This is a genomic window from Vibrio sp. zbq_1 (assembly GCF_043102935.1).
Lineage (GTDB): Bacteria > Pseudomonadota > Gammaproteobacteria > Enterobacterales > Vibrionaceae > Vibrio > Vibrio parahaemolyticus.
On the sequence record NZ_JBICJH010000024.1, the window covers coordinates 48,414 to 72,756 of the forward strand.

General features: G+C 45.4%; 18 protein-coding genes. 14 read left to right on the plus strand and 4 right to left on the minus strand.

Features of this window, described 5'->3' with window-relative positions; genetic code table 11:
- Nucleotides 1-2 precede the first annotated feature (2 nt).
- From bamB to ACF8CV_RS11860, 4 genes are all read left to right on the plus strand, one after another.
- The gene (bamB, locus tag ACF8CV_RS11845; RefSeq protein ID WP_005460257.1) at nucleotides 3-1,163 is read left to right on the plus strand and encodes an outer membrane protein assembly factor BamB; all 1,161 of its coding nucleotides are present in this window, start codon (nucleotides 3-5) and stop codon (nucleotides 1,161-1,163) included.
- 167 nt (nucleotides 1,164-1,330) lie between these two features.
- Nucleotides 1,331-2,827, plus strand: coding sequence for a ribosome biogenesis GTPase Der (der, locus tag ACF8CV_RS11850; protein ID WP_005483018.1), 1,497 nt, complete (start codon nucleotides 1,331-1,333; stop codon nucleotides 2,825-2,827).
- Nucleotides 2,828-3,060: 233 nt separating this feature from the next.
- Complete coding sequence (locus ACF8CV_RS11855) at nucleotides 3,061-3,942, plus strand: alanyl-tRNA editing protein (RefSeq protein WP_138938492.1); 882 nt, start codon at nucleotides 3,061-3,063, stop codon at nucleotides 3,940-3,942.
- A 293-nt stretch (nucleotides 3,943-4,235) separates the two neighbouring features.
- Nucleotides 4,236-4,460: a zinc ribbon domain-containing protein gene (locus ACF8CV_RS11860; RefSeq protein WP_005460239.1), complete on the plus strand. Its 225-nt coding sequence runs from the start codon at nucleotides 4,236-4,238 to the stop codon at nucleotides 4,458-4,460.
- A gap of 21 nt (nucleotides 4,461-4,481) precedes the next feature.
- On the opposite strand, the gene xseA is transcribed toward ACF8CV_RS11860, so the two are convergent.
- Nucleotides 4,482-5,813 carry an exodeoxyribonuclease VII large subunit gene (xseA, locus tag ACF8CV_RS11865; RefSeq protein ID WP_025558838.1) on the minus strand — a complete coding sequence of 444 codons (1,332 nt, stop codon included), beginning with the start codon at nucleotides 5,811-5,813 and terminating at the stop codon, nucleotides 4,482-4,484.
- Nucleotides 5,814-6,045: 232 nt separating this feature from the next.
- On the opposite strand from xseA, the gene guaB reads away from it, so the two are divergent.
- The 6 genes from guaB to ACF8CV_RS11895 all read left to right on the plus strand — a co-directional run bounded on the left by guaB (nucleotide 6,046) and on the right by ACF8CV_RS11895 (nucleotide 14,696).
- The gene (gene guaB, locus ACF8CV_RS11870; RefSeq protein ID WP_005460229.1) at nucleotides 6,046-7,512 is read left to right on the plus strand and encodes an IMP dehydrogenase; all 1,467 of its coding nucleotides are present in this window, start codon (nucleotides 6,046-6,048) and stop codon (nucleotides 7,510-7,512) included.
- Nucleotides 7,513-7,610: 98 nt separating this feature from the next.
- Entirely contained in the window at nucleotides 7,611-9,164 is a 1,554-nt protein-coding gene (gene guaA, locus ACF8CV_RS11875) for a glutamine-hydrolyzing GMP synthase (protein ID WP_005460250.1), read from the plus strand.
- Nucleotides 9,165-9,329: 165 nt separating this feature from the next.
- On the plus strand, nucleotides 9,330-10,850 hold the full coding sequence (locus ACF8CV_RS11880) for a Na+/H+ antiporter NhaC family protein (RefSeq protein ID WP_138938487.1): 1,521 nt from the start codon (nucleotides 9,330-9,332) through the stop codon (nucleotides 10,848-10,850).
- 214 nt (nucleotides 10,851-11,064) lie between these two features.
- Complete coding sequence (locus tag ACF8CV_RS11885) at nucleotides 11,065-12,768, plus strand: chitinase (protein ID WP_005460218.1); 1,704 nt, start codon at nucleotides 11,065-11,067, stop codon at nucleotides 12,766-12,768.
- A gap of 171 nt (nucleotides 12,769-12,939) precedes the next feature.
- The gene (locus tag ACF8CV_RS11890; protein WP_005460258.1) at nucleotides 12,940-13,530 is read left to right on the plus strand and encodes an acetate uptake transporter; all 591 of its coding nucleotides are present in this window, start codon (nucleotides 12,940-12,942) and stop codon (nucleotides 13,528-13,530) included.
- 185 nt (nucleotides 13,531-13,715) lie between these two features.
- Nucleotides 13,716-14,696, plus strand: coding sequence for an HAD family phosphatase (locus ACF8CV_RS11895; protein WP_138938486.1), 981 nt, complete (start codon nucleotides 13,716-13,718; stop codon nucleotides 14,694-14,696).
- Between the two features lie 104 nt (nucleotides 14,697-14,800).
- On the opposite strand, the gene ACF8CV_RS11900 is transcribed toward ACF8CV_RS11895, so the two are convergent.
- Together ACF8CV_RS11900 and ACF8CV_RS11905 are read right to left on the minus strand one after the other, a co-directional pair.
- Nucleotides 14,801-16,348, minus strand: coding sequence for a sodium:alanine symporter family protein (locus tag ACF8CV_RS11900; RefSeq protein WP_138938485.1), 1,548 nt, complete (start codon nucleotides 16,346-16,348; stop codon nucleotides 14,801-14,803).
- A gap of 304 nt (nucleotides 16,349-16,652) precedes the next feature.
- Entirely contained in the window at nucleotides 16,653-17,909 is a 1,257-nt protein-coding gene (locus ACF8CV_RS11905; protein ID WP_138938484.1) for a D-amino acid dehydrogenase, read from the minus strand.
- 107 nt (nucleotides 17,910-18,016) lie between these two features.
- On the opposite strand from ACF8CV_RS11905, the gene ACF8CV_RS11910 reads away from it, so the two are divergent.
- The 3 genes from ACF8CV_RS11910 to ACF8CV_RS11920 all read left to right on the plus strand — a co-directional run bounded on the left by ACF8CV_RS11910 (nucleotide 18,017) and on the right by ACF8CV_RS11920 (nucleotide 20,807).
- The gene (locus ACF8CV_RS11910; protein ID WP_025524635.1) at nucleotides 18,017-18,937 is read left to right on the plus strand and encodes a LysR substrate-binding domain-containing protein; all 921 of its coding nucleotides are present in this window, start codon (nucleotides 18,017-18,019) and stop codon (nucleotides 18,935-18,937) included.
- Between the two features lie 152 nt (nucleotides 18,938-19,089).
- Nucleotides 19,090-19,668, plus strand: a complete 579-nt coding sequence (locus tag ACF8CV_RS11915) for a DUF6795 domain-containing protein (RefSeq protein WP_020840161.1) — start codon at nucleotides 19,090-19,092, stop codon at nucleotides 19,666-19,668.
- 2 nt (nucleotides 19,669-19,670) lie between these two features.
- Entirely contained in the window at nucleotides 19,671-20,807 is a 1,137-nt protein-coding gene (locus tag ACF8CV_RS11920; protein ID WP_020840162.1) for a lipase family protein, read from the plus strand.
- 152 nt (nucleotides 20,808-20,959) lie between these two features.
- On the opposite strand, the gene ACF8CV_RS11925 is transcribed toward ACF8CV_RS11920, so the two are convergent.
- Nucleotides 20,960-22,705: an amidohydrolase gene (locus ACF8CV_RS11925; RefSeq protein WP_138938483.1), complete on the minus strand. Its 1,746-nt coding sequence runs from the start codon at nucleotides 22,703-22,705 to the stop codon at nucleotides 20,960-20,962.
- A 289-nt stretch (nucleotides 22,706-22,994) separates the two neighbouring features.
- On the opposite strand from ACF8CV_RS11925, the gene ACF8CV_RS11930 reads away from it, so the two are divergent.
- Nucleotides 22,995-24,263, plus strand: a complete 1,269-nt coding sequence (locus tag ACF8CV_RS11930) for an O-acetylhomoserine aminocarboxypropyltransferase/cysteine synthase family protein (protein WP_138938482.1) — start codon at nucleotides 22,995-22,997, stop codon at nucleotides 24,261-24,263.
- Nucleotides 24,264-24,343: the final 80 nt, after the last annotated feature.

Consider the following 24,343-nt stretch of genomic DNA (forward strand, 5'->3'; position numbering starts at 1 on the left):
GGATGAAAAGAGTCTTTAAGAAAGCCTTGTTAGGGGCATTAACGGTGGGCATCCTAGCTGGTTGTGCTGGCGAGGAAGATACCATCGTTATGGCACCACTACCGCAGGTAGATAGCCAGTTTACGACCAAGAGTGAATGGAGCACATCGATTGGTGATGGTGTTGGTCATTACTTCTCAAAGCTTTCTCCTGTCTACGCAAACGACATGTTGTTTGTCGCGAGCCGTGATGGTTTGGTGAAAGCGCTTGATCCAGAAAATGGTAAGCAATTATGGCAAACCGATCTGGAAGAAGACGTGATTGCTCGTCTGTCTGGCGGTATTACTGCGGCGTACGAACATCTTTACATCGGTTCTGAAAATGGTGAAGTGATTGCACTAAGCCAAGAAACTGGTGAAATCATTTGGCGCATTAAAGTCGGTGGTGAAGTTCTGGCGAAACCCGTTGCGGATTCAGGCTTGATCATCGTAAATACCAGCCGTGGTATGTTGATTGCTTTGGATGAAAGCTCTGGTGAGCAGCGCTGGGCACTAAGTACTGAAGTTCCAAACCTGACACTACGCGGAGACAGCACTCCAACTGCGATTGGTGGTGGTGTTTTCTGGGGTACGGCAAATGGTCGACTAGCCGCAGCGATTGTGGAGCGTGGTCAGCTTATTTGGCAACAACCAGTAGGCACACCGAAAGGCGCTACGGAAATTGACCGTCTGGTTGACGTTGACTCTTCTCCTATTGTACTGGGCGGAACTCTTTTCACCATTGGATACAATGGTCAGTTGATCGCTATTGATTTGCGTTCGGCTAACCCAATCTGGAAGCGTAATTATTCGTCAGCGAACGATATCGCAACGGACGGCAGTCGTATCTTTGTTATCACCGAAAAAGATCACGTGGTCGCGGTTGATGCTCGAAGCGGTACTGAACTGTGGGAAAATAGCCTATTAGAACACCGTCAGTTAACTGCGCCAGTTATCGTCGGTAACTATTTAGTTTTAGGTGATACCCTAGGTTACCTGCACTGGTTAGATCGTTCGACGGGTGAGTTCGTAGCTCAACAATTCGTTGATGACAGTGGTTTTGCGGTTGGTCCGACTCTATTGTCTGATGGTTATGTCATTACAACTCGCAACGGCGATGTAAAGAAACTAACCATTAACGAATAATATCGTGATATAATTCACATTCGGCTCCTGGCTGGTGACAGTTAGGAGCCGTTTTGTTGTTTGAAATTTTTAACCCTGACGTGGTTATAGGTAAAAAGCTGGCTTGATTTGGCATCGGGCAAGTCGTTACCTATAACTACAGAAGAAAGATTATTGTAGAGGTTGTTATGGTACCTGTTGTTGCTCTAGTAGGGCGTCCGAACGTAGGTAAATCTACACTATTTAACCGATTGACACGCACACGTGACGCGTTGGTTGCGGACTTTCCAGGCCTAACGCGAGACCGTAAATACGGCCAAGCTCGTCTTGATGAAGAGCACGAATTCATTGTCATTGATACTGGCGGTATTGATGGCACAGAAGAAGGCGTGGAAACCAAAATGGCAGAGCAGTCGCTAGCAGCGATTGATGAAGCTGACGTCGTGCTATTCCTTGTTGACGGTCGTGCTGGTCTTACACCTGCTGATGAAGCGATTGCGGCGCATCTGCGTAAAATTGAAAAACCAGCGATGCTGGTGGTAAACAAAATTGATGGTATTGATGCTGACGCTGCGTGTGCTGATTTCTGGCAGCTTGGTGTTGATGACATGTACCAAATCGCGGCTGCACACGGTCGTGGTGTTACAGCATTGCTTGAGCGTGCGCTAGCTCCATTCTTTGATGATTTACTAACAAGTGAATCAGAAGAAGGTGAGATTGAAGATCTGACAGAATTTGAAGATGCTGAAATTGCACCAGATGAATACACCGAAGAAGAAGCGGAAGCGGAGTTCCAACGTCTACAAGAACAGCCAATCAAACTAGCAATCATTGGTCGTCCAAACGTTGGTAAGTCGACGTTAACCAACCGTATTCTTGGTGAAGAACGTGTTGTGGTATACGACATGCCAGGCACAACTCGTGACTCAATCTACATTCCTATGGAACGTGATGGCCGTGAGTATGTAATCATTGATACTGCGGGTGTACGTCGTCGTGGTCGTATTAACGAAACGGTTGAGAAATTCTCCGTTGTTAAAACGTTGAAAGCCGTCGAAGACGCAAACGTAGTGCTATTGGTTATCGACGCACGTGAAAACATCTCTGACCAAGACTTGAGCCTGCTAGGTTTTGCATTGAACGCCGGTCGTTCAATCGTACTAGCGGTAAACAAGTGGGATGGTCTAGATAACGAAGTAAAAGAGAACGTGAAGAAAGAGCTAGACCGCCGCCTAGGTTTCGTAGACTTTGCTCGTATTCACTTTATTTCTGCACTGCACGGTACTGGTGTTGGTCACTTGTTTGAGTCTATCCAAGAAGCGTACAAGTCGGCAACGACACGTGTTGGTACCTCTGTTTTGACTCGTATCATGAAGATGGCGACTGATGATCACCAACCACCAATGGTTCGTGGCCGTCGTATCAAGCTAAAATACGCGCACGCAGGTGGTTACAACCCACCAATCGTCGTGATTCACGGTAACATGGTTCGTGAACTTCCGGATTCATACAAGCGTTACTTGATGAACTACTTCCGCAAGTCACTGGAAATTATGGGTACGCCAATTCGTATCAACTTCCAGAATAGCGAAAACCCGTTTGAGAATCGTGCGAACAAGCTAACCTTGTCTCAAGAGCGTAAGCGTAAACGTATGATGTCTGTGGTTAAAAACCGCAAAAAATAATTTAAGTATTTGAAGATACCCAAGTTTTTACTTGGGTATTTTTTTATCTGTTTTTTGCAACCTCTAAAAGTGATGTGAGATGTGTCCTTTTCTAAACCTTACTTTCATCATTATCACAATGTTCTTCTGCGCGGTTTTCCTCTAGTGATATTAGTGATGACGTGCAGATTCCTGTATCTTCAAATGCTCAGCACAAAACCTTAACTTCTTACATTCACAAAGATAAGCAAAGCATGACGATTCCCGCGACACAAACCCGTTTCTGCCATCAAACTTGGCAGTTGGACGCTCAGATTCAACTCGTTCAAAACCACAATGAAGTGACCTACGTAGTCACCGACGTGACTCCGTTTCATCCCGTTAGCCATATCTGGTCTGATCATCCCGCAGATAAAGGCATCTTAGTATTTAATGATCAACAATTTGAAGTGATTGATTGTCAAGTTGGTGCCATTGAAGTGGCAACCGGAGAGTTATTTGTTGGAGCGGCAATCCCTGTAAAGCGCGATACAGAAGGTTGGTTATTTGTTGTCGTACATGTATTAGCGCTTGTTGACACTCTATCTCAAGGTACACGAGTGACGCTGAAAGTGGATAAAGAGTACCAACAAGCATTGAGTCGTGGACACAGTGCAGGTCATCTCGCCTATTTAGCCCTAAATAAAGTCCTCGCTGCCAGTTACTGGCGTAAAGATGCAGATCGTAAAGACCCACATGGCAACTATGATTTTAATAGTTATGCCCAAGAAGCCAGCTTTGTAACACCAGACAAGTGCCTAGATACTTACCGTTTAGGTAAAACACTCCGTAAAAGAGGCCTAAACAGCGCAGAAATGCTGTCAGACTTAGAGAAAATAGAGGGTCAGGTGAATGCACAATTGAAGCTTTGGCTGGAAAGAGACGCGGCGATCATTATGGACTGCCATGGTGACAACTTGACCGATTCGCGTTTTTGGAAATGTGACTTGGGAGAGGGAGAATTGGCCGTGATCCCTTGTGGAGGAACGCACGCAGAGCATTTGAGTGACTTTGGCTCGATACACGTCAAGTTGGTCGAAATGGATTCACAAACGATTGAAATGCACACCGATGTAATAGCTTGCTTTTCCAATTAGATCTTTTTATTAAATTCTGTTTTTTCTTTTTTTGAATTTAATTTTGGTGTTTTATGCTTCTTTAAATTGGAATGCAGAATATGTAACTTATGCTTTCGGTGTGTGGTTATATAAATATTCTTTTAGGGGGTGATCGCTGATCAAATGGTAAATATCCGATGATCAGAATAAGATCTTTCTTAAAGTAAGCTTCTCGTGAAGTAAACCCATTACCTTGCATACGGTGATATACATCAAGGTTAGCGGTTAGAAAATGTGAATACTGGAGCGAGTGAAACAGTAAGGTGAGAGATATGCAACAGAACAAATGTCCAGATTGCGAAGTAGAACTAGAATGGACTGGCCAATACCATTGTGGCCAATGTGAATCCGATTTCAAAAAAGTAGGTTTTTGTCCGGACTGTGGTGCTGAGTTAGAAAAGCTTCAGGCTTGTGGGGCTGCGAATTATTTCTGCAATACCTGTAATGAACTCAAATCCAAATCTCGTGTGCGATTTGAGTTTCAAAAAATCAGCTGATTAAGCTCATTTTAAAGTCGGCTAACTAACGGTAGAGTGAATCTCACCATTAGCCAAACGGGTGACTAAAAGGTCGCCCGTTTTTACATCATCTGCGCTTGTAACGACCTTACCTTGCTCTGTTTGCGTGATGGAGTAACCACGCTTGAGTGTCGCTAGGGGACTGACGGTATCTAACTTCTCTGCCGCAATCGCTAACTGATGACGCATCGTCAGTAGTTTTCGATCCATTGCGTCTAATAGCTTGTGCTCAACACGTTCAAGTCTCGATTTTTGTTGTGCTAAGTGTTTAACAGGAGAGTTTAATTGCAGACGGTGGTGTTTACGCTCAACGGCTTGTTGACGTGTATCGATGAAGCGCTGCATAGCTCTACGCAAACGCATATCCAGCTCATCGAGTTGCTGTGACTGACGCTGCAATTGGTAGCTTGGATGCTGACGCTCTAAACGATGCATCAATTGAGCCGATTGCTGCTTTTGCTGCGCTAAGTAGTAACGCATAGCACTTGCCAATTTATGTTGACGAGTCACCAAAGCTTGATCTTTATGGCTATTGTCACGGCTAACCAGTTCAGCGGCAGCTGATGGAGTAGGAGCTCGCACATCGGCAACAAAATCGGCAATCGTCATGTCGACTTCATGGCCCACAGCACTAATGATCGGGATTTGACTTGCAGCAATAGTGCGAGCAAGGATCTCATTGTTAAAGCACCATAAGTCTTCTAGAGAGCCGCCGCCACGACCAACAATCAATACATCACATTCATTTCGGCTATTCGCACGACCGATTGCTTGGGCAATTTGAATGGCTGCGTCATCACCTTGGACCATGGTCGGATAAATCACCACGGGTAGGGAAGGATCACGGCGTTTTAAAACGTCCAATATGTCGTAAAGCGCTGCACCTGTTTTAGAAGTGATGACACCAACACGCTTTGGATGTTCTGGTAGTGGCAGTTTGTTGGTTTGAGCGAACAAACCTTCCGCTGCCAACTTCATCTTAAGCTCTTCAAACTCTTGTTGTAAGCGACCATCGCCTTCAGGCTGCATGCTTTCGATGATCAATTGGTAGTCACCACGTGGCTCATACAGAGACAGACGGGCTTTAACTAAAACTTGATTGCCGTTTGCAGGTTTGAAAGTAACGCGACGATTGTTACCACGGAACATGGCACATTTTACTTGAGCACGAGAATCTTTAAGGGTGAGGTACCAGTGACCGGAAACAGGAGCAGAGAAGTTGGATATCTCTCCGACAAGCCAAACGATCCCCATTTCGTTTTCAAGGAGTAAACGAACTTCTGCGTTGAGACGAGAAACAGTGAAGATGTTCTGATTGGTCTTGGAGAGCACAGCTAATCTCTTAGACGTGAGTATGGAAATTAGCGGCAATATAATACATAGCAAGGGGGTAATTGCAAGAAAAAAATTAAAAAACTTGTAGTCAAGCGATTGCGTTGAACGTATAATCCCTCCGCAATATCTAATCCAAATGTAACTTGTTAACTAAAACCAGTTACCCTCATTATGCGAAACGATGAGATTGGATTGTTCTTTTTACTCCTCTAATTGTGAGATATTGCAAATGCTAAGAATTGCCAAAGAAGCGCTGACATTCGATGACGTACTACTTGTGCCAGCACACTCCACCGTTCTCCCAAACACAGCTGATCTTCGCACTCAGTTGACGAAAAACATCAGTCTGAACATCCCTATGATTTCTGCGTCGATGGACACCGTGACGGAAGCCCGTCTAGCTATCGCTCTTGCGCAGGAAGGTGGCATTGGCTTTATCCACAAGAACATGTCTATTGAGCAGCAAGCGGCAGAAGTTCGTAAAGTTAAGAAGTTCGAAGCTGGTGTGGTAACAGACCCTGTGACTGTGAATCCTGATGCAACCATCGCCGATGTAGTCGCTCTGACGGAAAAGCACGGTTTTGCAGGTTTCCCTGTAGTAACAGAGCACAACGAGCTAGTGGGTATCATCACTGGTCGTGACGTACGCTTTGTGACTGACCTATCTAAGAAAGTGTCTGCGGTAATGACGCCTAAAGAGCGTCTAGCTTCTGTAAAAGAAGGTGCAACTCGTGAAGAAGTTCAAGAGAAAATGCACGAAGCACGCGTTGAAAAAGTACTGGTAGTGAACGATGAGTTCAAACTAACCGGTATGATCACTGCTAAAGACTTCCATAAAGCAGAACGTAAACCAAACGCATGTAAAGATGAGCGCGGTCGTCTACGTGTTGGCGCAGCTGTTGGTGCTGGTGCGGGTAACGAAGAACGTGTTGCTGCACTTGTAGAAGCAGGCGTTGACGTACTACTTATCGATTCTTCTCACGGTCATTCAGAAGGCGTTCTACAACGTATTCGTGACACTCGTGCTGCGTACCCAGATCTAGACATTATCGGCGGTAACGTCGCAACAGGTGCTGGCGCGAAAGCACTGATCGAAGCTGGCGTAAGCGCAGTGAAAGTTGGTATTGGCCCTGGTTCTATCTGTACGACTCGCATCGTAACGGGTGTTGGTGTTCCTCAAATCACAGCAATCGCTGACGCGGCTGAAGTGGCTAACGAATACGGTATCCCAGTGATTGCTGACGGCGGTATCCGTTTCTCTGGTGATATCTGTAAAGCAATCGTAGCAGGCGCATCATGTGTGATGGTTGGTTCTATGTTCGCAGGTACAGAAGAAGCGCCGGGCGAAGTGATTCTTTACAACGGCCGTTCTTACAAAGCTTACCGTGGCATGGGTTCTTTAGGCGCGATGTCTCAAGGTTCTTCTGACCGTTACTTCCAGTCTGACAACGCTGCAGACAAGCTTGTTCCAGAAGGCATCGAAGGTCGTATCGCATACAAAGGCCGCCTAAAAGAGATCGTACACCAACAAATGGGTGGTCTACGTTCAAGCATGGGTCTAACGGGTTCTGCAACTATCGAAGACATGCGTACTAAAGCTGAATTTGTACGTATTTCTGGTGCGGGTATGCAAGAATCTCACGTACACGACGTTCAGATCACTAAGGAAGCGCCAAACTACCGTCTAGGTAACTAATAGCCTAACGTAAACGTTTGCTTTTTCCTTGAAGCATTAAGAAGAGGCGAGTACACTCGCCTCGGTTTTAATCACTTAGCCTTAAAAGACTGCTCAAAATGACTAAAAATATCCATGACCAACGTATTCTGATCTTGGACTTCGGTTCTCAGTACACTCAATTAGTTGCGCGTCGCGTACGTGAAATCGGCGTTTACTGTGAACTATGGAGCTGGGACGTAGAAGAAGCGGATATTCGCGAATTCAACCCAGATGGCATCATCCTTTCTGGTGGCCCAGAAAGCGTTACAGAAGAAAACTCTCCTCGCGCTCCTCAATATGTATTTGACTCAGGTGTTCCTGTACTTGGTGTATGTTACGGCATGCAAACCATGGCAGAACAGCTAGGTGGTAAAGTAGCGGGCTCAAACGAGCGTGAATTTGGTTACGCACAAGTAAAAGTTTCTGGCGAATCTGCGATCTTCAAAGATCTTGAAGCGACTCAAGACGTTTGGATGAGCCACGGTGACAAAGTTGTAGAAATTCCAGCAGACTTCGTAAAAGTCGGTGAGACAGACACTTGTCCTTACGCGGCAATGGCGAACGAAGAGAAGAAATACTACGGCGTTCAGTTCCACCCAGAAGTAACACACACGAAAGGTGGCCTACAAATGCTAGAGAACTTCGTTCTTGGCGTGTGTGGCTGTGAGCGTCTATGGACCTCTGAATCTATCATCGAAGACGCTGTTGCTCGTATTAAAGAGCAAGTGGGTGACGATGAAGTTATTCTAGGTCTTTCTGGTGGTGTAGATTCATCCGTTGTTGCTATGCTGGTTCACCGTGCAATTGGTGACAAGCTTACATGTGTATTCGTGGATAACGGTCTGCTTCGTCTAAACGAAGGTCAGCAAGTAATGGATATGTTCGGCGATAAGTTCGGCCTAAACATCATCAAAGTTGACGCAGAAGAGCGTTTCCTTGAAGCGCTGAAAGGCAAGTCTGACCCAGAAGAAAAACGTAAGACTATCGGTCACGTGTTCGTAGACGTATTCGATGAAGAATCGAAGAAGCTGAAAAACGCAAAATGGCTAGCTCAGGGCACTATCTACCCAGACGTAATCGAGTCTGCAGCATCTAAAACTGGTAAAGCGCACGTGATCAAATCACACCACAACGTGGGCGGTCTACCTGACGATATGGAAATGGGTCTAGTTGAGCCACTACGTGAGTTGTTCAAAGATGAAGTTCGTAAGATTGGTCTAGAACTAGGTCTTCCGTACAACATGCTTTACCGCCACCCATTCCCAGGTCCTGGTCTAGGTGTTCGCGTTCTTGGCGAGATCAAGAAAGAATACTGTGACTTGCTACGTCGTGCTGACGCTATCTTTATTGAAGAGCTTCACGCAGCAGACCTATACGACAAAGTATCTCAAGCGTTCACGGTATTCCTACCAGTTCGTTCTGTAGGCGTAATGGGCGACGGTCGTAAATACGATTGGGTGGTATCACTGCGTGCAGTTGAAACTATCGACTTTATGACAGCGCATTGGGCACACCTACCATACGACTTCCTAGGTAAGGTATCTAACCGTATTATCAACGAAGTTGAAGGTATTTCACGTGTTGTTTACGATATTTCTGGTAAGCCACCAGCGACAATCGAGTGGGAATAATTTCCCTCTAGACTGTTGAGTTTACAAGAACCAGCCTTCGGGCTGGTTTTTTTGTACTTCCAATTTGTGAAGAGGTGGATCAACTTTTTTATGAGAAATATATACATGCGCTAAAATTAGATATATATTCATTTCTATTGTTTAAATATTAAAAATGGTATTGCTATGGAACAGGCTGACGTTACCTCCCTCATTCCCATCCTTATTACCCTTTTCCTCGCGCTGACTACGAGAAATGTCGTCGTTGGTTTGTTCGCCGGTGTGGTCAGTGGCGTCGCCATGCTTGAAGGGACATTTGTCGAAAAAGGACCACTAGACTCGTTTAGCTCGTTGATGAAAAGCTATCTACTGCCGCAACTTACGGATAGCTACAACGCTGGTGTGATTTTGTTATTAGTGTTTATTGGTGGTTTCGTCGCTTTAATGGAAAAGTCCGGCGGCGGTGTCGCCTTTGCTAAAAAGGTTACCCAATGGGTGGCGAGTAAATGCCAAGCTCAACTATCAGCATGGTTCGGTGGTGTCGTTATTTTCTTCTCAGACCTTGGTACACCACTGATTGTTGGCCCTGTTTTTCGCCCTTTATTTGATAAGTTAAAAGTATCACGCCAAAAATTAGCTTTCATTATCGATTCTACTTCCTCTCCCGTCGCAATCTTGATTCCTTTTATCGGGTGGGGCGTTTACATCATGGGATTGATTCAAAAAGAGTTTATTGCCCTGAATGTCAGTATGAGTGACTGGGATGCTTTCATTGGTGCGATCCCGTATCAGTTTTATGCCTTTCTTGCGATCGCGATTGTGCCGATTGTCTCTTTCTTCAAGTTGGACTTCGGCCCGATGGCGAAGGCTGAACAGTTAGCTGAACAAGGTTCCGACTTTGGAAAAATTCAGGAATCGATGGATGTGTTTACGCATAAAAATGCAAAATCCAGTTTTGTATGGGCACCTTTGCTCGTTATGCTGGTGGTTCTATGTACCATCCTGGTGCCACACGGTTTTCCATTTCAAAAAGTGGCAGGCTCAACGTTTAGGGCTGCACTCTCTTCGGCGTACTTCTTCGCGGCCTTCACTCTAATTGCGCTGATGGCGTTTTATGGCGTCAGAAAGCTTTCCGATGGTATCCAAGTGTACCTCAAAGGCATGTCAAACATGATGTCTGTCGCGGTTATCTTGGTATTGGCTTGGGCGCTTAGCTCTGTTGGGAAAGAATTAGGTGCAGCTGCATATATTGCTGAACAAGCTCAAGCCGGTTTCCCGTATTGGCTATTGCCAGCCGTTGCTTTTTTGCTTGCCGGTATTATCTCGTTTGCTACGGGATCATCTTGGGGCACGTTTGCCATCATGATGCCATTAGTGATCCCAACGGCCGTTGCGATTGATGCTCCTTTGCTAGTTTGCATTGGTGCCGTGTTATCCGGCGGTTTATTTGGTGATCACTGTTCTCCAATCTCTGAAACCACGATTCTGTCGTCAACAGGAGCAGGGTGTGAACAGTATGAGCACTTCCGTACACAGTTGCCTTACGCGATGTTGAATGGCGTGATTGCACTTGGGTGCTTTCTTTTGGCAGGCGTTGCCGCCTCTCCAGTGATTGTACTTGCGGCGATTGTCGCTCAGTTCGCTATTTACTATGTGCTATCAAAACAGAAGCCAACCGAGAAACTTGAGTCTGTTTCAGCAGAGTGATAGAGATAGAAATATCATCAAACGGAGGCGTAGTCAGCCTCCGCTTTTCTTTTGAGTCAAGGTAACATTTTTCTTGTGACAAAATGTGTGCGAGGACTTATTTATTCATTTTGTCTCGCAGAATGAACTCACTTCGCTCGGCGTTTTTTATATATGATCCACTATATGTCTAGTTATTCCTTGTATATTGTATTGTTAAATCCGGAGACTAGACATGTTTGCACTCAAACATCTTCCTCTTGCATTGAGTTGTGTCCTAGCGGCACAAGCGAATGCAAGTATGAATATCCAGCCTGATCCGCAAAATCCGAATGGTTATGTCATTGCTCGTGGTGACGTTCAAGCTATGGAGCAAAGCAAAACCTCTGACCCTATGTATGCCATTTGGTCACAAGCACTAGAGACGCGCCCTAACTCAGTCGTTGAAGCGATTGTTCCTGGAGCGGCAACCAACCCAGAAAACGTGAAGCGTGTAGAGCGTGTGTTCCCTGAAAGTGAGTGGGACTTCCTGACTCAAATGGCCGCACCAGAATACACTTACACGCGTTTCCTACGTGCGATTGGTAAATTCCCAGCATTCTGTGGTGAGTACACTGATGGCCGTGATTCGGATGCGATTTGTAAAAAATCGATCGTGACAGCCTTTGCTCACTTTGCGCAGGAAACCGGTGGTCATATTTCGATTGATAACGTATCGGATAATCCTCTTGGATTGGAAGAATGGCAGCAAGCTTTGGTTCACGTACGTGAAATGGGCTGGTCAGAAGGTCAAGAAGGTTACACGACAGGTTGTGGTCAAAATGACTGGCAAAACAAACGTTGGCCATGTGAACCGGGACAAGGTTACTTTGGACGTGGTGCTAAACAGCTTTCTTACCACTTTAACTATGGCGCGTTCTCTGAAGTGATGTTTGATGGCGATGCATCCGTATTACTGAAAAATCCAGGTTTGGTTGCGGATTCGTGGCTGAACTTGGCATCGGCTATCTGGTTCTTCCTAACCCCACAAGCACCTAAACCAGCAATGCTACATGTAATTGACCGTACTTGGGTTCCTTCACAACGTGAACTTGATGCAGGCATTGGTTACGGCTTCGGTACCACTATCAACGTGATCAATGGTGGTATTGAGTGTGGTGAGCAAAACAAGGATAAAGGTCAGCCTGTTAACCGTATCCGTTACTGGGAAGGTTTGGCGGCACACTACCAAATTCCAATTGAAGCTGACGAGAAGAACACTTGTTGGCAGCAAACGCCTTACGGCAGCCTAAACCTAAATGGCGCAACTGACGTGCTTTACACTAACTGGGATGGTAACTGGAAATACTACTCAGATCGCCCTGGAGGCCATTCGTTTGAATGTGAGCTGGTTGGTTTCCAAACGGCTTACTCTGCGCTAGTTGCGGGTGATTACGAGAAGTGTGTAACTAACTTCTACCAATCTCATGCGGGTTGGCCTGAAGTTCGTGTGGTTGACAAGTTAGACCCTGTAGATCCGGTCGATCCGCCTGTAGGTGGCGTGGCAGCTTGGGATTCAGGCAAAGTCTACAACACTGGTGATCAAGTTTCTTACCAAGGTGCTGTTTACGAAGCGAAATGGTGGTCACAAGGTAATGAGCCAACGAAAGGAGACCCTTGGAAGTTGGTTTCAGGCACTCCTACGGAGCCGCCAACAACGGAACCTGAACCACCTGTGACTGAACCAGAACCGCCAGTCACAGAACCAGAGCCTCCGGTCACTGAGCCAGTGCCACCAGTAACAGGTAGCTTCATTCAGTGGGAGCCAGGCGTAACTCAAGTGGCTAACGGTGATAAAGTGACGTACCAAAACAAATGCTTTGTCGCAAAAAACGGCCCTGGAGTGTGGGAAAGCCCAACGCAGAGCAACTGGTTCTGGGATGAGATTTCCTGCCAATAAATAATTTAACTCTTTATAAAGGCTCTGCTTTTTAGCAGGGTCTTTTTTTATTTGTGCTGTTGCTTATTTGTGGAATCTAAGTTTTCAATAACGGCTTTTCTCTTTTGATTGGGTGTCCATTAAAATTCGCGCGCATTTTTTATCAACATTTTTGAAAAAAGGTATTTGTACATGTCGACAAAACTGGCTAACCCAGCACCGCTAGGTCTGATGGGTTTCGGTATGACCACTATTCTGCTGAACATTCATAACGCAGGATTTTTCCCACTTGACTCTATGATTCTAGCGATGGGCATCTTTTACGGTGGCCTTAGCCAAGTAATCGTTGGCATCATGTGCTTTAAACGCGGCGACACGTTCGGCACAACTGCGTTTACTTCTTACGGTCTATTTTGGCTAACATTGGTTGGTCTAATCGTAATGCCTCACATGGGTCTTCCTGCAAGCCCAGCAAGCTTTATGGGTTGGTACCTAGCACTTTGGGGTATCTTCACTGGTTTCATGTTCATTGGCTCTCTATGTTACCCAACAGCGAAGCAGGTGGTATTTGGTTCTCTAACTATCCTGTTCTTCTTGCTTGCTGCTCGTGATTTCACTGGTAGCGAAGTTATCGGTGCTATCGCTGGCTTCGAAGGTATCTTCTGTGGCGCAAGCGCAATTTACTTCGCAATGGCGCAAGTGCTAAACAACGAATTTGGTCGTGAAGTTCTGCCTGTAGGTAAAGCAAAAATCGCTCGTAAAGTTGAAGCAGTCGCAGCTTAAGCGTTAAATCGAACTCATTGAAAAAGCGGGCCAATAGGTCCGCTTTTTTATTTCATTGAATTTTATGAATCTTTTGGGCTTTCAAGTAGGAATATTCCGAATAAAACATTGTTGTGACCAAGAGCGAATTTTTTCTTCGAGAATGCTCCATTATTAAACTCCCCTATACAAAGAGTTTACAACTGATGAAAAATTACCTCTTGAATGTTTTTACGCTCGCTGTCGCTGTGATTTCATTTCCGCTTTTGGCGCAAAATAGTGACCCATTGCCTTCGTGGAACGACGGTCAAACCAAACAAGCAATTATCCAATTTGTCAGTGATGTTACTGACGCTAACTCTCCCAATTTTGTTGCTCCTCAAGATCGTATTGCCACTTTTGATAACGACGGAACGTTATGGTCAGAAAAGCCGATGTACTTCCAAATCTTGTTTGTGCTCGACCAAATTAAAGAGCAAGCGGCTAGCCACCCTGATTGGAAGACGACTAAACCATACTCACTGGTGTTAAGCGGGCAGATAGATAAGCTGAGCTTAGAAGATGTTCTAACCATGGTGCAAAAAACGCATTCAGGAATGAGCAGCGATGAGTTCACTTCTATTGTACAGGCTTGGATAAGTACGGCTAAGCACCCCGTAACGGGCCGCCCATACACCGACATGGTGTATCAACCAATGCTAGAGTTGTTGGATTATCTTGATAGCAACTGCTTTAAAAACTTCATTGTGTCTGGTGGTGGCAATGCCTTTATGCGAGCTTGGGCGACGGATGTCTACAACATCCCATCCGAGCGTATCATTGGTACTCGTCTATCTACAGAGTTCGTTAATGTTGATGGTAGTTACCAAGTTAAGCGCGTACCGGGCATTGAAGTGAATAACGACAAAGCGGAAAAACCGCAGCAAATTTATCAGCACATTGGTAAGCGCCCAATAGCTTCGTTTGGCAACTCAGATGGTGACCTACAAATGCTGCAATGGACGACGTCAGGTACTGGTCCTCGCTTAGCAATGTACGTTCATCACACGGATGACCAACGTGAGTGGAAATATGACCGCACCTCTAGCATTGGTAAGCTAGATAAAGGATTGGATGAAGCGAAAGCGAAAGGTTGGTTAATCGCTGATATGAAAAACGATTGGAAACAAGTGTATCCAACCAAGTAAGATTTCAAATCTGACTGATATAAAAAGGGGTTAACCACTGGTTAACCCCTTTGTTGTGTCCGAAGAACGGACCACTGCTTTTTCTTATTTTTAAGGAAAGAAACTTAGGTCGAAGGCTGTTCTACTGTTTCTGTTGCGGTAGTTTCAGTCGTTGGTGCTTGACCCGTTTTACGTTTGTATTTCTCTTCCCAGTAATCTGCACCTTTGATACCTAGCGCAACTGGGTTGAACGTAAACTCTGTGACACCTTGCTTCTGTTGTTCTTCGTAGTCGGTCAGCGCTTTCAGAGCAGGCTTCGACATAAAGAAGATGATCAAGATACCCACGATGTTCAGCCAAGCCATCAAACCTACGCCAACATCACCCATCGCCCATGCTAGGTTTGCGGTTTTTACTGTACCGTAAAACACGGCTGAGATAAGTACCAGTTTTAAGATAAACATCAGACCGTTCACTTTAAAGGTACGGCGAATGTAGGCAATGTTTGTTTCTGCGATGTAGTAGTAAGCCAAGATCGTGGTGAATGCGAAGAAGAACAGTGCAACAGCGATGAACGGTTTACCAACTCCAGGCAGAGCACTTTCAATCGCCATTTGCGTGAATACTGGACCATTGGCCCCAATATCGGCTGGTAGGTTTTGCACAAGGAATGCACCTTCAACCGCACCGTGTACGTTGTACGCCCCTGTGATAAGAATCATAAACGCAGTTGCCGAACATACTAGTAGTGTATCGATGTAGATTGAGAATGATTGAACCAGACCTTGCTGTGCAGGATGATCAACGCTTGCTGCCGCTGCTGCGTGAGGGCCGGTACCTTGGCCTGCTTCATTTGAGTAAACACCACGTTTAACACCCCAACCAATGGCGGCACCAATACCAGCCATAGGAGTGAACGCGTCTCCTAGGATCATGCCGATAATGCGTGGGATTTCACCGATGTTTAGAAGAATGATAACGAAAGCGGTGATGATGTACGCCAAGGCCATGAATGGCACAACGATCTGAGTGAAGTTCGCAATACGCTTTACGCCACCAAAGATGATGAAGGCAAGAATGACACAGACAACCGTACCAGTGAAAATTTTAGCAAAACTGAAGGTACCAATAGCGGTTTCGATCATGTCACCAGAGCCAAATGCTGCTTCTACCGCGTTACCAATACTGTTGGATTGAACGCCAGGAAGTAGCACACCACACGCAAAGATGGTCGAGATAGCAAAGATCCATGCGTACCATTTTTGCCCCATTGCCTTTTCGATGTAGTAAGCAGGGCCGCCACGGAATTCACCTTCATCTTCTTCTTTGTAGATTTGAGCGAGAGTGGATTCTGCATATGCTGTTGCTGCGCCAAAGAAGGCAACAACCCACATCCAGAATACGGCGCCAGGGCCACCAAAGCCGATAGCCGCAGCAACACCGGCAATGTTACCTGTACCTACACGGCCAGATAGCGAAACGGCAAGCGCCTGAAATGATGAGATCCCCTTGGTTGAACTTTTGCCCGAAAGTAGCAAGCGCCACATCTCAAAGAAATGACGAATCTGCACAAAGCGTGTCATGACCGAATAGAACAAACCCGCCCCAAGACACAGGTAGATCAGTACTGGGCTCCAGATAATTCCATTCAGAAAATCAACTAATGACTGCATGAGTATTTTCCCTGTTAGTTGTGTTTGTGGTTATTTTTCAAACAACACATTACCCTTTTTGTAATGTAATTGTTAACTTTTTTGTCTATAAATCGTTTATAGCGTGATGGTGGGCACAGAATGGCTTGATGTTGTTAAAATTTGGTTCTAGTTGATTATTGTGCGCAATTAGATGGGGAATTAATTGGTTTGATTAAATATGCAGCACGTTGTCATTTTAATGTGCTGCATATTCGATGAGTTAAAAATGCTAACTACTATGCAGTATGTGGAATAAAGGTCTGTTTGATTTTTGTGCGATTATTTACGCGTAACGAAGTAAGTTGAGCTCTGAGTTCTCCATGATTTTGGCTTTTTCACCTGTCATGATATTGGCTAATAAGTGCCCTGAACCACATGCCATTGTCCACCCTAACGTCCCATGCCCAGTATTAGTAAAGAGGTTGTCGTATGGCGTTGCACCTATGATTGGTGTGCCATCTGGCGTCATTGGGCGAAATCCGGTCCAGAATTCTGCTTGGCTGAAATCACCGCCGCGAGGGAACAAATCGCGAACCACCATCTCAATCGTGTTTTTGCGCTTTTGTGGCAAGGATGGATCGAAACCGGCAAGCTCAGCGGTGCCAGCCACTCGTATGCGGTCATCAAATCGAGTCATAGCGACTTTGTAAGTCTCATCCATGACGGTAGAGCGCGGTGCGTATTCTTCATTTTCTATCGGTAGCGTCAGTGAATATCCTTTAACCGGATACACTGGGATATCAATATCGAGCTGCTTTAAAAGCGCAGTGGAAAAGCTACCAGAAGCAACGACAAATTGCTCAGCCTTAAACAAACCATGGTTCGTTTGGACACCTATGATCTTTTTGCCTACAGTAACCCAATTACTCACTTCGGTATTGAATTTAAACGTGACACCATGCGCTTTCGCAAGTTCTGTCAGCTGTTGGCAAAACTGAAAGCAGTCACCTGTTTCATCATCAGGCAAATACAACCCGCCTACGATTTTATCTTTGACCAGCGCTAAACCGGGTTCTTGTCGAAGGCACTGTTCAACGTCCATCAACTCAAATCGAGTACCACTTTGCTCAAGCAGCTTGAGGTCTTTTTCGATTGCGGTTAACTGTTGAGTTGTGCGGAACACTTGCAAGGTACCAAACTGGCGTCCTTGGTATTCAATCGCGTGCTCATTACGTAATTGTGCTAAGCAAGTTCGGCTGTGGTTGGCGATAGACAGCATGCGAGCTTTGTTGATTTGATAGCGAGGCAAGGTGCAGTTCGCAACCATCTTGCTTGCCCAACTGATCATGTCTGTGCTTAGCGACGGCTTTATTTTTAGTGGAGCGTGTTCTTCCATCAGCCATTTGATCGCCTTGAGCGGGATACCCGGAGCTGCCCATGGGGATGAGTAGCCATAAGAAATTTGTCCTGCATTGGCAAAGCTTGTTTCCATCGCGCTGCTTGGTTGGCGATCGATGACCGTGACTTGATAGCCTGCTTGAGATAAATACCAAGCAGAGGTTAAACCGATAACACCGCTGCCTAATACGATGACTTCCATTGAGGTACTCCACACATTTATCAGTAGCGGTTAGTTTCTTTTCTTTACCTTTTGTTAACAATCGATATAAATTACATACAGTGTTTAGAAAAACTATAGGCTTAGTAATGAGAAGTAACGTGATAAGTGGTTTATGGTTGTTTAACCAAGTGGCGGCACATGCCAGTTTTACGGGCGCTGCTAAGCAACTACACCTTACGACAGGAGCTGTAAGCCAACAAATAATCCACTTAGAAGAGTCGTTAGGTTTTACTCTTTTTGAACGCCACTCTCGAGGGATCCGCCTCACCGAAAAGGGAATACAACTGCAACAAGCCACGCAGTTGCATTTCTCTGAGTTAGGCAAGTTGCTTGATGATCTGAGAGTAGAAAAGCATATCAATGAGGTTCGCTTGAAGCTCACTCCCTCATTCGCCTTTAAGTGGCTAGTGCCTAAACTCGAAAGCTTTCAACTAGAGAACCCAGAAATTCAAGTGCAGATCTTTGCGGAAGGAGCGCTAGTCAACAGCGATTTGAAAGACTATGACGTCGCCATTGACTACGGTCTTCACCCTTATCGAGACCATGATGCCGAGTTGATTCTCGATGAACAATTGCTGCCAGTGATGAGCCCTAAATACCTTGAGGATCATCGGTGGCTAAAAACTCCTTTTGGTGATCAAACATCGTCGATGTCTGCGAATCAATGGCAAGCGGCTACGTTGTTGCACGACGCGATGCCGTGGGAAAAAGCGACACGTGACTATGAGTGGTTGTATTGGGCTTCGGCAATGGGATTCGATTTTAAAACCGATGTCGGTCACTTTTTCAATCGAACAGACATGGCGATGTCTGCGGCGGAAGCTGGAGTCGGGATCGCGATGGCACGCATGGCGTTGATTGAGGATGAATTGACGACGAAACGTTTGGTTTCTCCATTCGCCCCCATTCCTGCCAATGCTGGGTATTACTTGATCATGAATACAAGAAGCCAGTCAACTGAGCGATTTAGAGAGTGGCTTTTGAAGCAGATTGAGTCACGACGATGATTTAAGTGTTTAAGAAATAATAAAAATAAATGTCTTAATTACATATTATCTTGAGCCACTTCCCACAAATTATCTTCACTTTATTAACTTCTCTCTCTTACTCATCTTTTTCCATATCATCCTAGAAAATAACTAATGGATAGAGAAAGGCTATGGCTAAAAAAAACTCGCTTATATTGGTCCTAGCTCTATTTTCGGTAGGAGCAAGTGCAATGTTTTGGCCGTTTAAAAAATACGATGTGGAAATGTCACCAGAAGTACGTGGTGTTATTAAGCTTGATGGTAAACCACAAGTTGGGCTAACGGTTCATCGAGAACTTTTTTATGAAGGATATAAAAAAGGAAAAACGCTAAAGGATGAAGCCCAAACCAATGAACTAGGTGAGTTTTTCTTTCCTGGTGTTACTGTTCGGTCGCGAGCTCCCGGAGACATATTTGGCGGGAGTTTGAACGTACATCAAAAAATTTATCTCAATTGGCAGGGTGATCAAAAGAAAGTTTGGGGTGTTTGGGTGCCACCAGATGGAAGAAAACCATTGCTTTCAATGCTCTCGGATATTAATTGTGAGTTAACCAATATCGAGCGTATTCATGAAGTGGAGATCGCTCCCGAAAAAGGTTTACCTATATCTGTTTACTCGATTTGTGATTGGAGCAACGACAGAGTCACCACTTATTTGTACGACGAAGACTCTGATACTTACATTGCAAAAAAGGATATAGTTGATTAGTTATGAGTGAAATTTCTCCAAAACAGGCCAGTTATTTGGCGTTAGCTGCTTACTCCATAAAGCAGAATTTAGAGGATTTAGAAGTTCCCCTTGCTCTTCGCAATGACTTCTCTTTCAAGGACATGATTACAGGCACAAGTGGTGGTTTTTTCTTTCGCCCTGAAACCGGGTTTGCTCTGCTAGGAAAGGGAAAAAGTCAGCGTTATAAAAATGACCTTGTCTTAGCTTTTAGAGGTACAGCAGGATTAGCTGATGGGATTACCGACTTAACGTGTAGCGGGAAAGGAACAGATACCGGAGAGACCGTCCATTCGGGATTCCAAACTACGTTCTATTCTATGAGAAAAGGTCTAACTCGTTTTCTTCGTGATAATCCGGTAACCGCTAACGGTACTATACATTGTGTTGGACACAGTTTAGGTGGGGCATTAGCGACTCTGGTTGCTAATTGGATTTCTGCTTCTCCAGAGTTTAAAGGCAGAGTTAACTTATATACTTTTGGCTCACCAAGAGTCGGAATGAAATCTTTTTCGATCAACTCATCATCTCGAATATCGACGCACTTCCGTTGTGTCAATGGTGCGGACCCCGTAACAAAAGCGCCAGTATGGCCTTTTTATCATGTGCCTTATGATGGTTCGGAGTACATATTGAATCGTGCTCAAGGTCTTTTTCCTAGCGCACATTTTATGGCGGAGTACAGTTCTTATACACAGACTGCAACCTGGGATAGCCTTGGCTTTCAAAAGGCAAGCTCCACTTTTAAACGCGTCGTTTTAAACTATGAGAATCGACTTCAAGCCACACCTTCTGCTGATTGGGCAGATAAGATCTCGGCAGCGCTCCTTACGTTGTTAGTTGATGGTGGGGCTGCGGCGTCAGTCTTTGCCCTGCAAAATGTAGGTTCTGCTATTGCTACTATATATGACGCGATTGCTCGTTCAATCGTCAAAATTTCAGAACTCTCTAGCGAATTTTCTGAACGCGTAAAAGGTTTACTTGGCCACATGTTGGTATTTGCGGGGAAAGGTGCAAATATCGCGATCAAATTTACTTATTCCTTTATTCGTTGGGTGTTTGAATTGGTGCTAAGTAAGTTGAATCAGGCTGTTAAAGCCGCTCTCAAAACGACCTTCTGATTTTGATTAATCCACCTTTGCTTAGGTGTGGTTTATTCTTAAATACGAAAAGTTTCCTACTTGGTTAGCGAAGCTAGTGGCGAGCAAATAGATAGTGCTTGGTGAGTCAGATAGAAAACACCGCCTCGATAGCGGCGGTGTTTTATTTTGGATTACTGTCGTTGATAAACCGATTGACCTCTGCTGATGGTTTCTTCCACGTTTAGGTCTTTTAGCGCCTTAGGTTCAATCTTCATCGGGTTGTTATCGAGGATGATTAAATCCGCATTCTTACCGACTTCGATAGAACCTTTATACGACTCCTCAAAGTGTTGGTAAGCTGGCCAAATGGTCATGGCTTGCAGCGCGGTGTACGTGTCAACGCGCTGATCTGCCCCCAGTACTTTATCAGTTCTGGTGGTGCGATTGACGGTCGCATCCAATACTCGGAATGAACTTGGCAGCGCCACAGGTGCGTCATGGTGAGTACTGAACTTTAACCCTGCCTTTCTCACCGCTTGAGTTGGTGAAATGAAATCGGCACGAGGATGGCCGAGCACCGAGTCTACATGCCAGTCACCCCAATAAAAAGTATGCATTGGGAATAGAGAAGGGAAGATGCCTTGCGCAGCTAAGCGATCCACTTGGTCTTGGCGCATGGTTTGGCCGTGAATGAGTACAGGTCGGCGGTCTTGTTTTCCTAGCTTTTCATTTGCTTTGGTCACTGCATTGATAAATTGCTCGATCGCAGCGTCACCATTGGCATGCGTCAGCACTTGCCATTCATTTTTAAAGGCCGTTTCTACGTAATCGTAAGCTTGTTGATCTTCAAAGGTTGGGTAGCCAGCGTAGTCTTTATCTTGTCCATGTGGCGGGTGGAAGTAAGGCTGACTTAGCCATGCCGTTTTACCTTGTGGAGATCCATCAAAGTTCAGCTTTACGCCACCGATGCGGAAATGGTTTGTGTACTCTGGCGTGTTGTATTCTGAGTCCATAAAATCACTGCTCGATACCATATCGGCGTAAGCAACCAAGTCGATCATCAGCTTGTCGTTTTTCGACGCGCGTTTCATCGCTTCATAACCTTCTGATGTTGCTCGTCCTTCTTGAGCCGTGGTATAGCCATATTTCGCGTACAAACCTTGCGAGGCTTCTAACATGCGATCTTGAAGTTCAGAATCAATCAACTTATTGAGGTTGAACAGCATTGCAAAGTGCGCGTTTTCTTCTAGGACCCCATTTGGCTCTTGGCTGTTTTCCATTCGGCGGATAATGCCACCTTTTGGATCTTCCGATTTTGCCGTGATGCCTGCTAGCTCTAACGCTTTACTGTTCGCGACACTCAAATGCCCCGAAGTGTGGATAATTAATACAGGCTTATCTGTGCTGACTTTATCGAGATCCGCTTTGGTAGGGTAGTAATCCAGTTGGGCGTCGTCGTAACCAAAACCTAAAATCCACCCCGTTTTCTCAATGAATAGGCGTTGCGTATTATCGTTCTCGGCATTTTTCAGGGTTTCGATGATTTTCGCAACGGTATCGGCTTCGCCATCAGGAGATGGCAGCACGTTTGCGACCATGGCTTGCAGACCAACACCATACACATGACTGTGCGGATCAACAAAGCCAGGCAACATAGTTTTGCCTTTTAAGTCGACCAACTGTGTTTTACCGAACTTGTGTTCCATCGCTCCATCTTTGCTGCCGACATAAATGATTTTCTCGCCTAATGTCGCGACGGCTTCGGCGTACTCTGGCTTATCGCCAGACATAGTTAGGATGTCGCCACCATAATAAATTTTGTCTGCGGCGGTTACTTTGAGTGGCTCGGCGACGGCTTCTACTTCTTTCGCTTCTTCAGAAAAACACCCCGTTAAAGCAAGCCCAGATAGGGCAATGGGGATCCAGTTTTTGTTCATCGGTCATCTCCATACAGAGTAAGTTTTTTGCCTATTGCTCCCATCTCAATGAGTTTGAGAACTCAATAGATCACATTCACTTTAGTTCATATTGAAGGAGGATTATCAACAAGATTAAAGACTTTCAATCAAGCGCAAGTTATACCTATCGATGAATATCAAAAATGTTACCTTTTCCCATTTCATAAACGTTTCTGGACTTGGGCAATGTGACCCATAACGAGGTTCTGTGGTTAAAAAGTCGGCATGATAAGTCCACGATTTATCTCGATGACGCTCAAGGAAGAACATGAAAGACGAAACGCTATCCATCCATTTTGGTTACGAAACTGACCCTACCACTAAATCTGTCGCGACGCCGATTTATCAAACGGTCGCGTACGAGTTTGATAACGCGCAGCACGGCGCTGATCTGTTTAACTTGGAAGTGCCGGGTAATATCTACACTCGCATCATGAATCCGACTAACGATGTTCTGGAAAAACGCATGGCGGCGTTAGAAGGCGGCATTGCTGGATTGGTTGTGAGTGCGGGGAGTGCAGCGATTAACTATGCGGTTCTGACCTTAGCGCAAGCGGGCGATAACATCGTTTCTACGCCGCAACTTTATGGTGGTACTTACACCTTGTTTGCGCACATGCTGCCAAATCAAGGTATTCAAGTGAAGTTTGCCAAAGATGACAAGCCAGAAAGTTTGGCCGAGTTAATTGATGAAAATACCAAAGCGGTGTACTGCGAGAGTATTGGTAACCCTGCGGGTAATATCATTGATTTAGAACGTGTGGCGGAGCTTGCTCACGCACAAGGTGTGCCTGTGATTGTGGATAACACCGTCGCGACGCCAGTGCTGTGCAAACCCATCGAGTTCGGTGCGGATATCGTAGTTCACTCTCTCACTAAATACGTTGGTGGGCATGGCACCACATTGGGTGGCGTGATTGTGGATTCCGGTAAATTCCCTTGGGCGCAGCACAAAGGCCGTTTTCCCGTTTTCAACCAACCAGAACCTTCTTACCACGGCGTGGTGTATACCGAAGCGTTTGGTGAGGCAGCATTTATCGGGCGCGCGCGTACCGTACCATTGCGTAATACCGGTTCGGCATTATCACCGATGAATGCATTTATGCTTATGCAAGGGCTAGAAACGTTACCGCTGCGTATGGAACGCCATACTGAGAATGCACTCAAAGTGGCTGAATTCTTGGAACAGCATGACAAAGTCAGTTGGGTGAGTTATGCCGGCTTGCCGAGTTCAGCACACTTCAACCTCGCTGAAAAATACATGAAAGGTAAGCCTTCTGCGATTTTGTCGTTTGGTTTAAAAGACGGTTATGAAGCAGGTGTGCGCTTTTATGACGCTCTGAAAATCTTTAAGCGTTTGGTGAACATTGGCGATGCAAAATCATTGGCTTGTCATCCAGCATCGACGACTCATCGTCAGTTGAGCGAAGCAGAACAAAAACAAGCTGGTGTGTCACCAGAGATGATTCGTTTATCTGTGGGTATTGAGCATATTGACGATATCCTAGCCGATTTAGAACAGGCACTAAACGTGTAAAACGATTCTTTTTTTAGCTTTTGGTTACCCATAGGCCAGCCTTTAAAAAAAGCTGGCCTTTATTTGTTTTATTGTTTAAA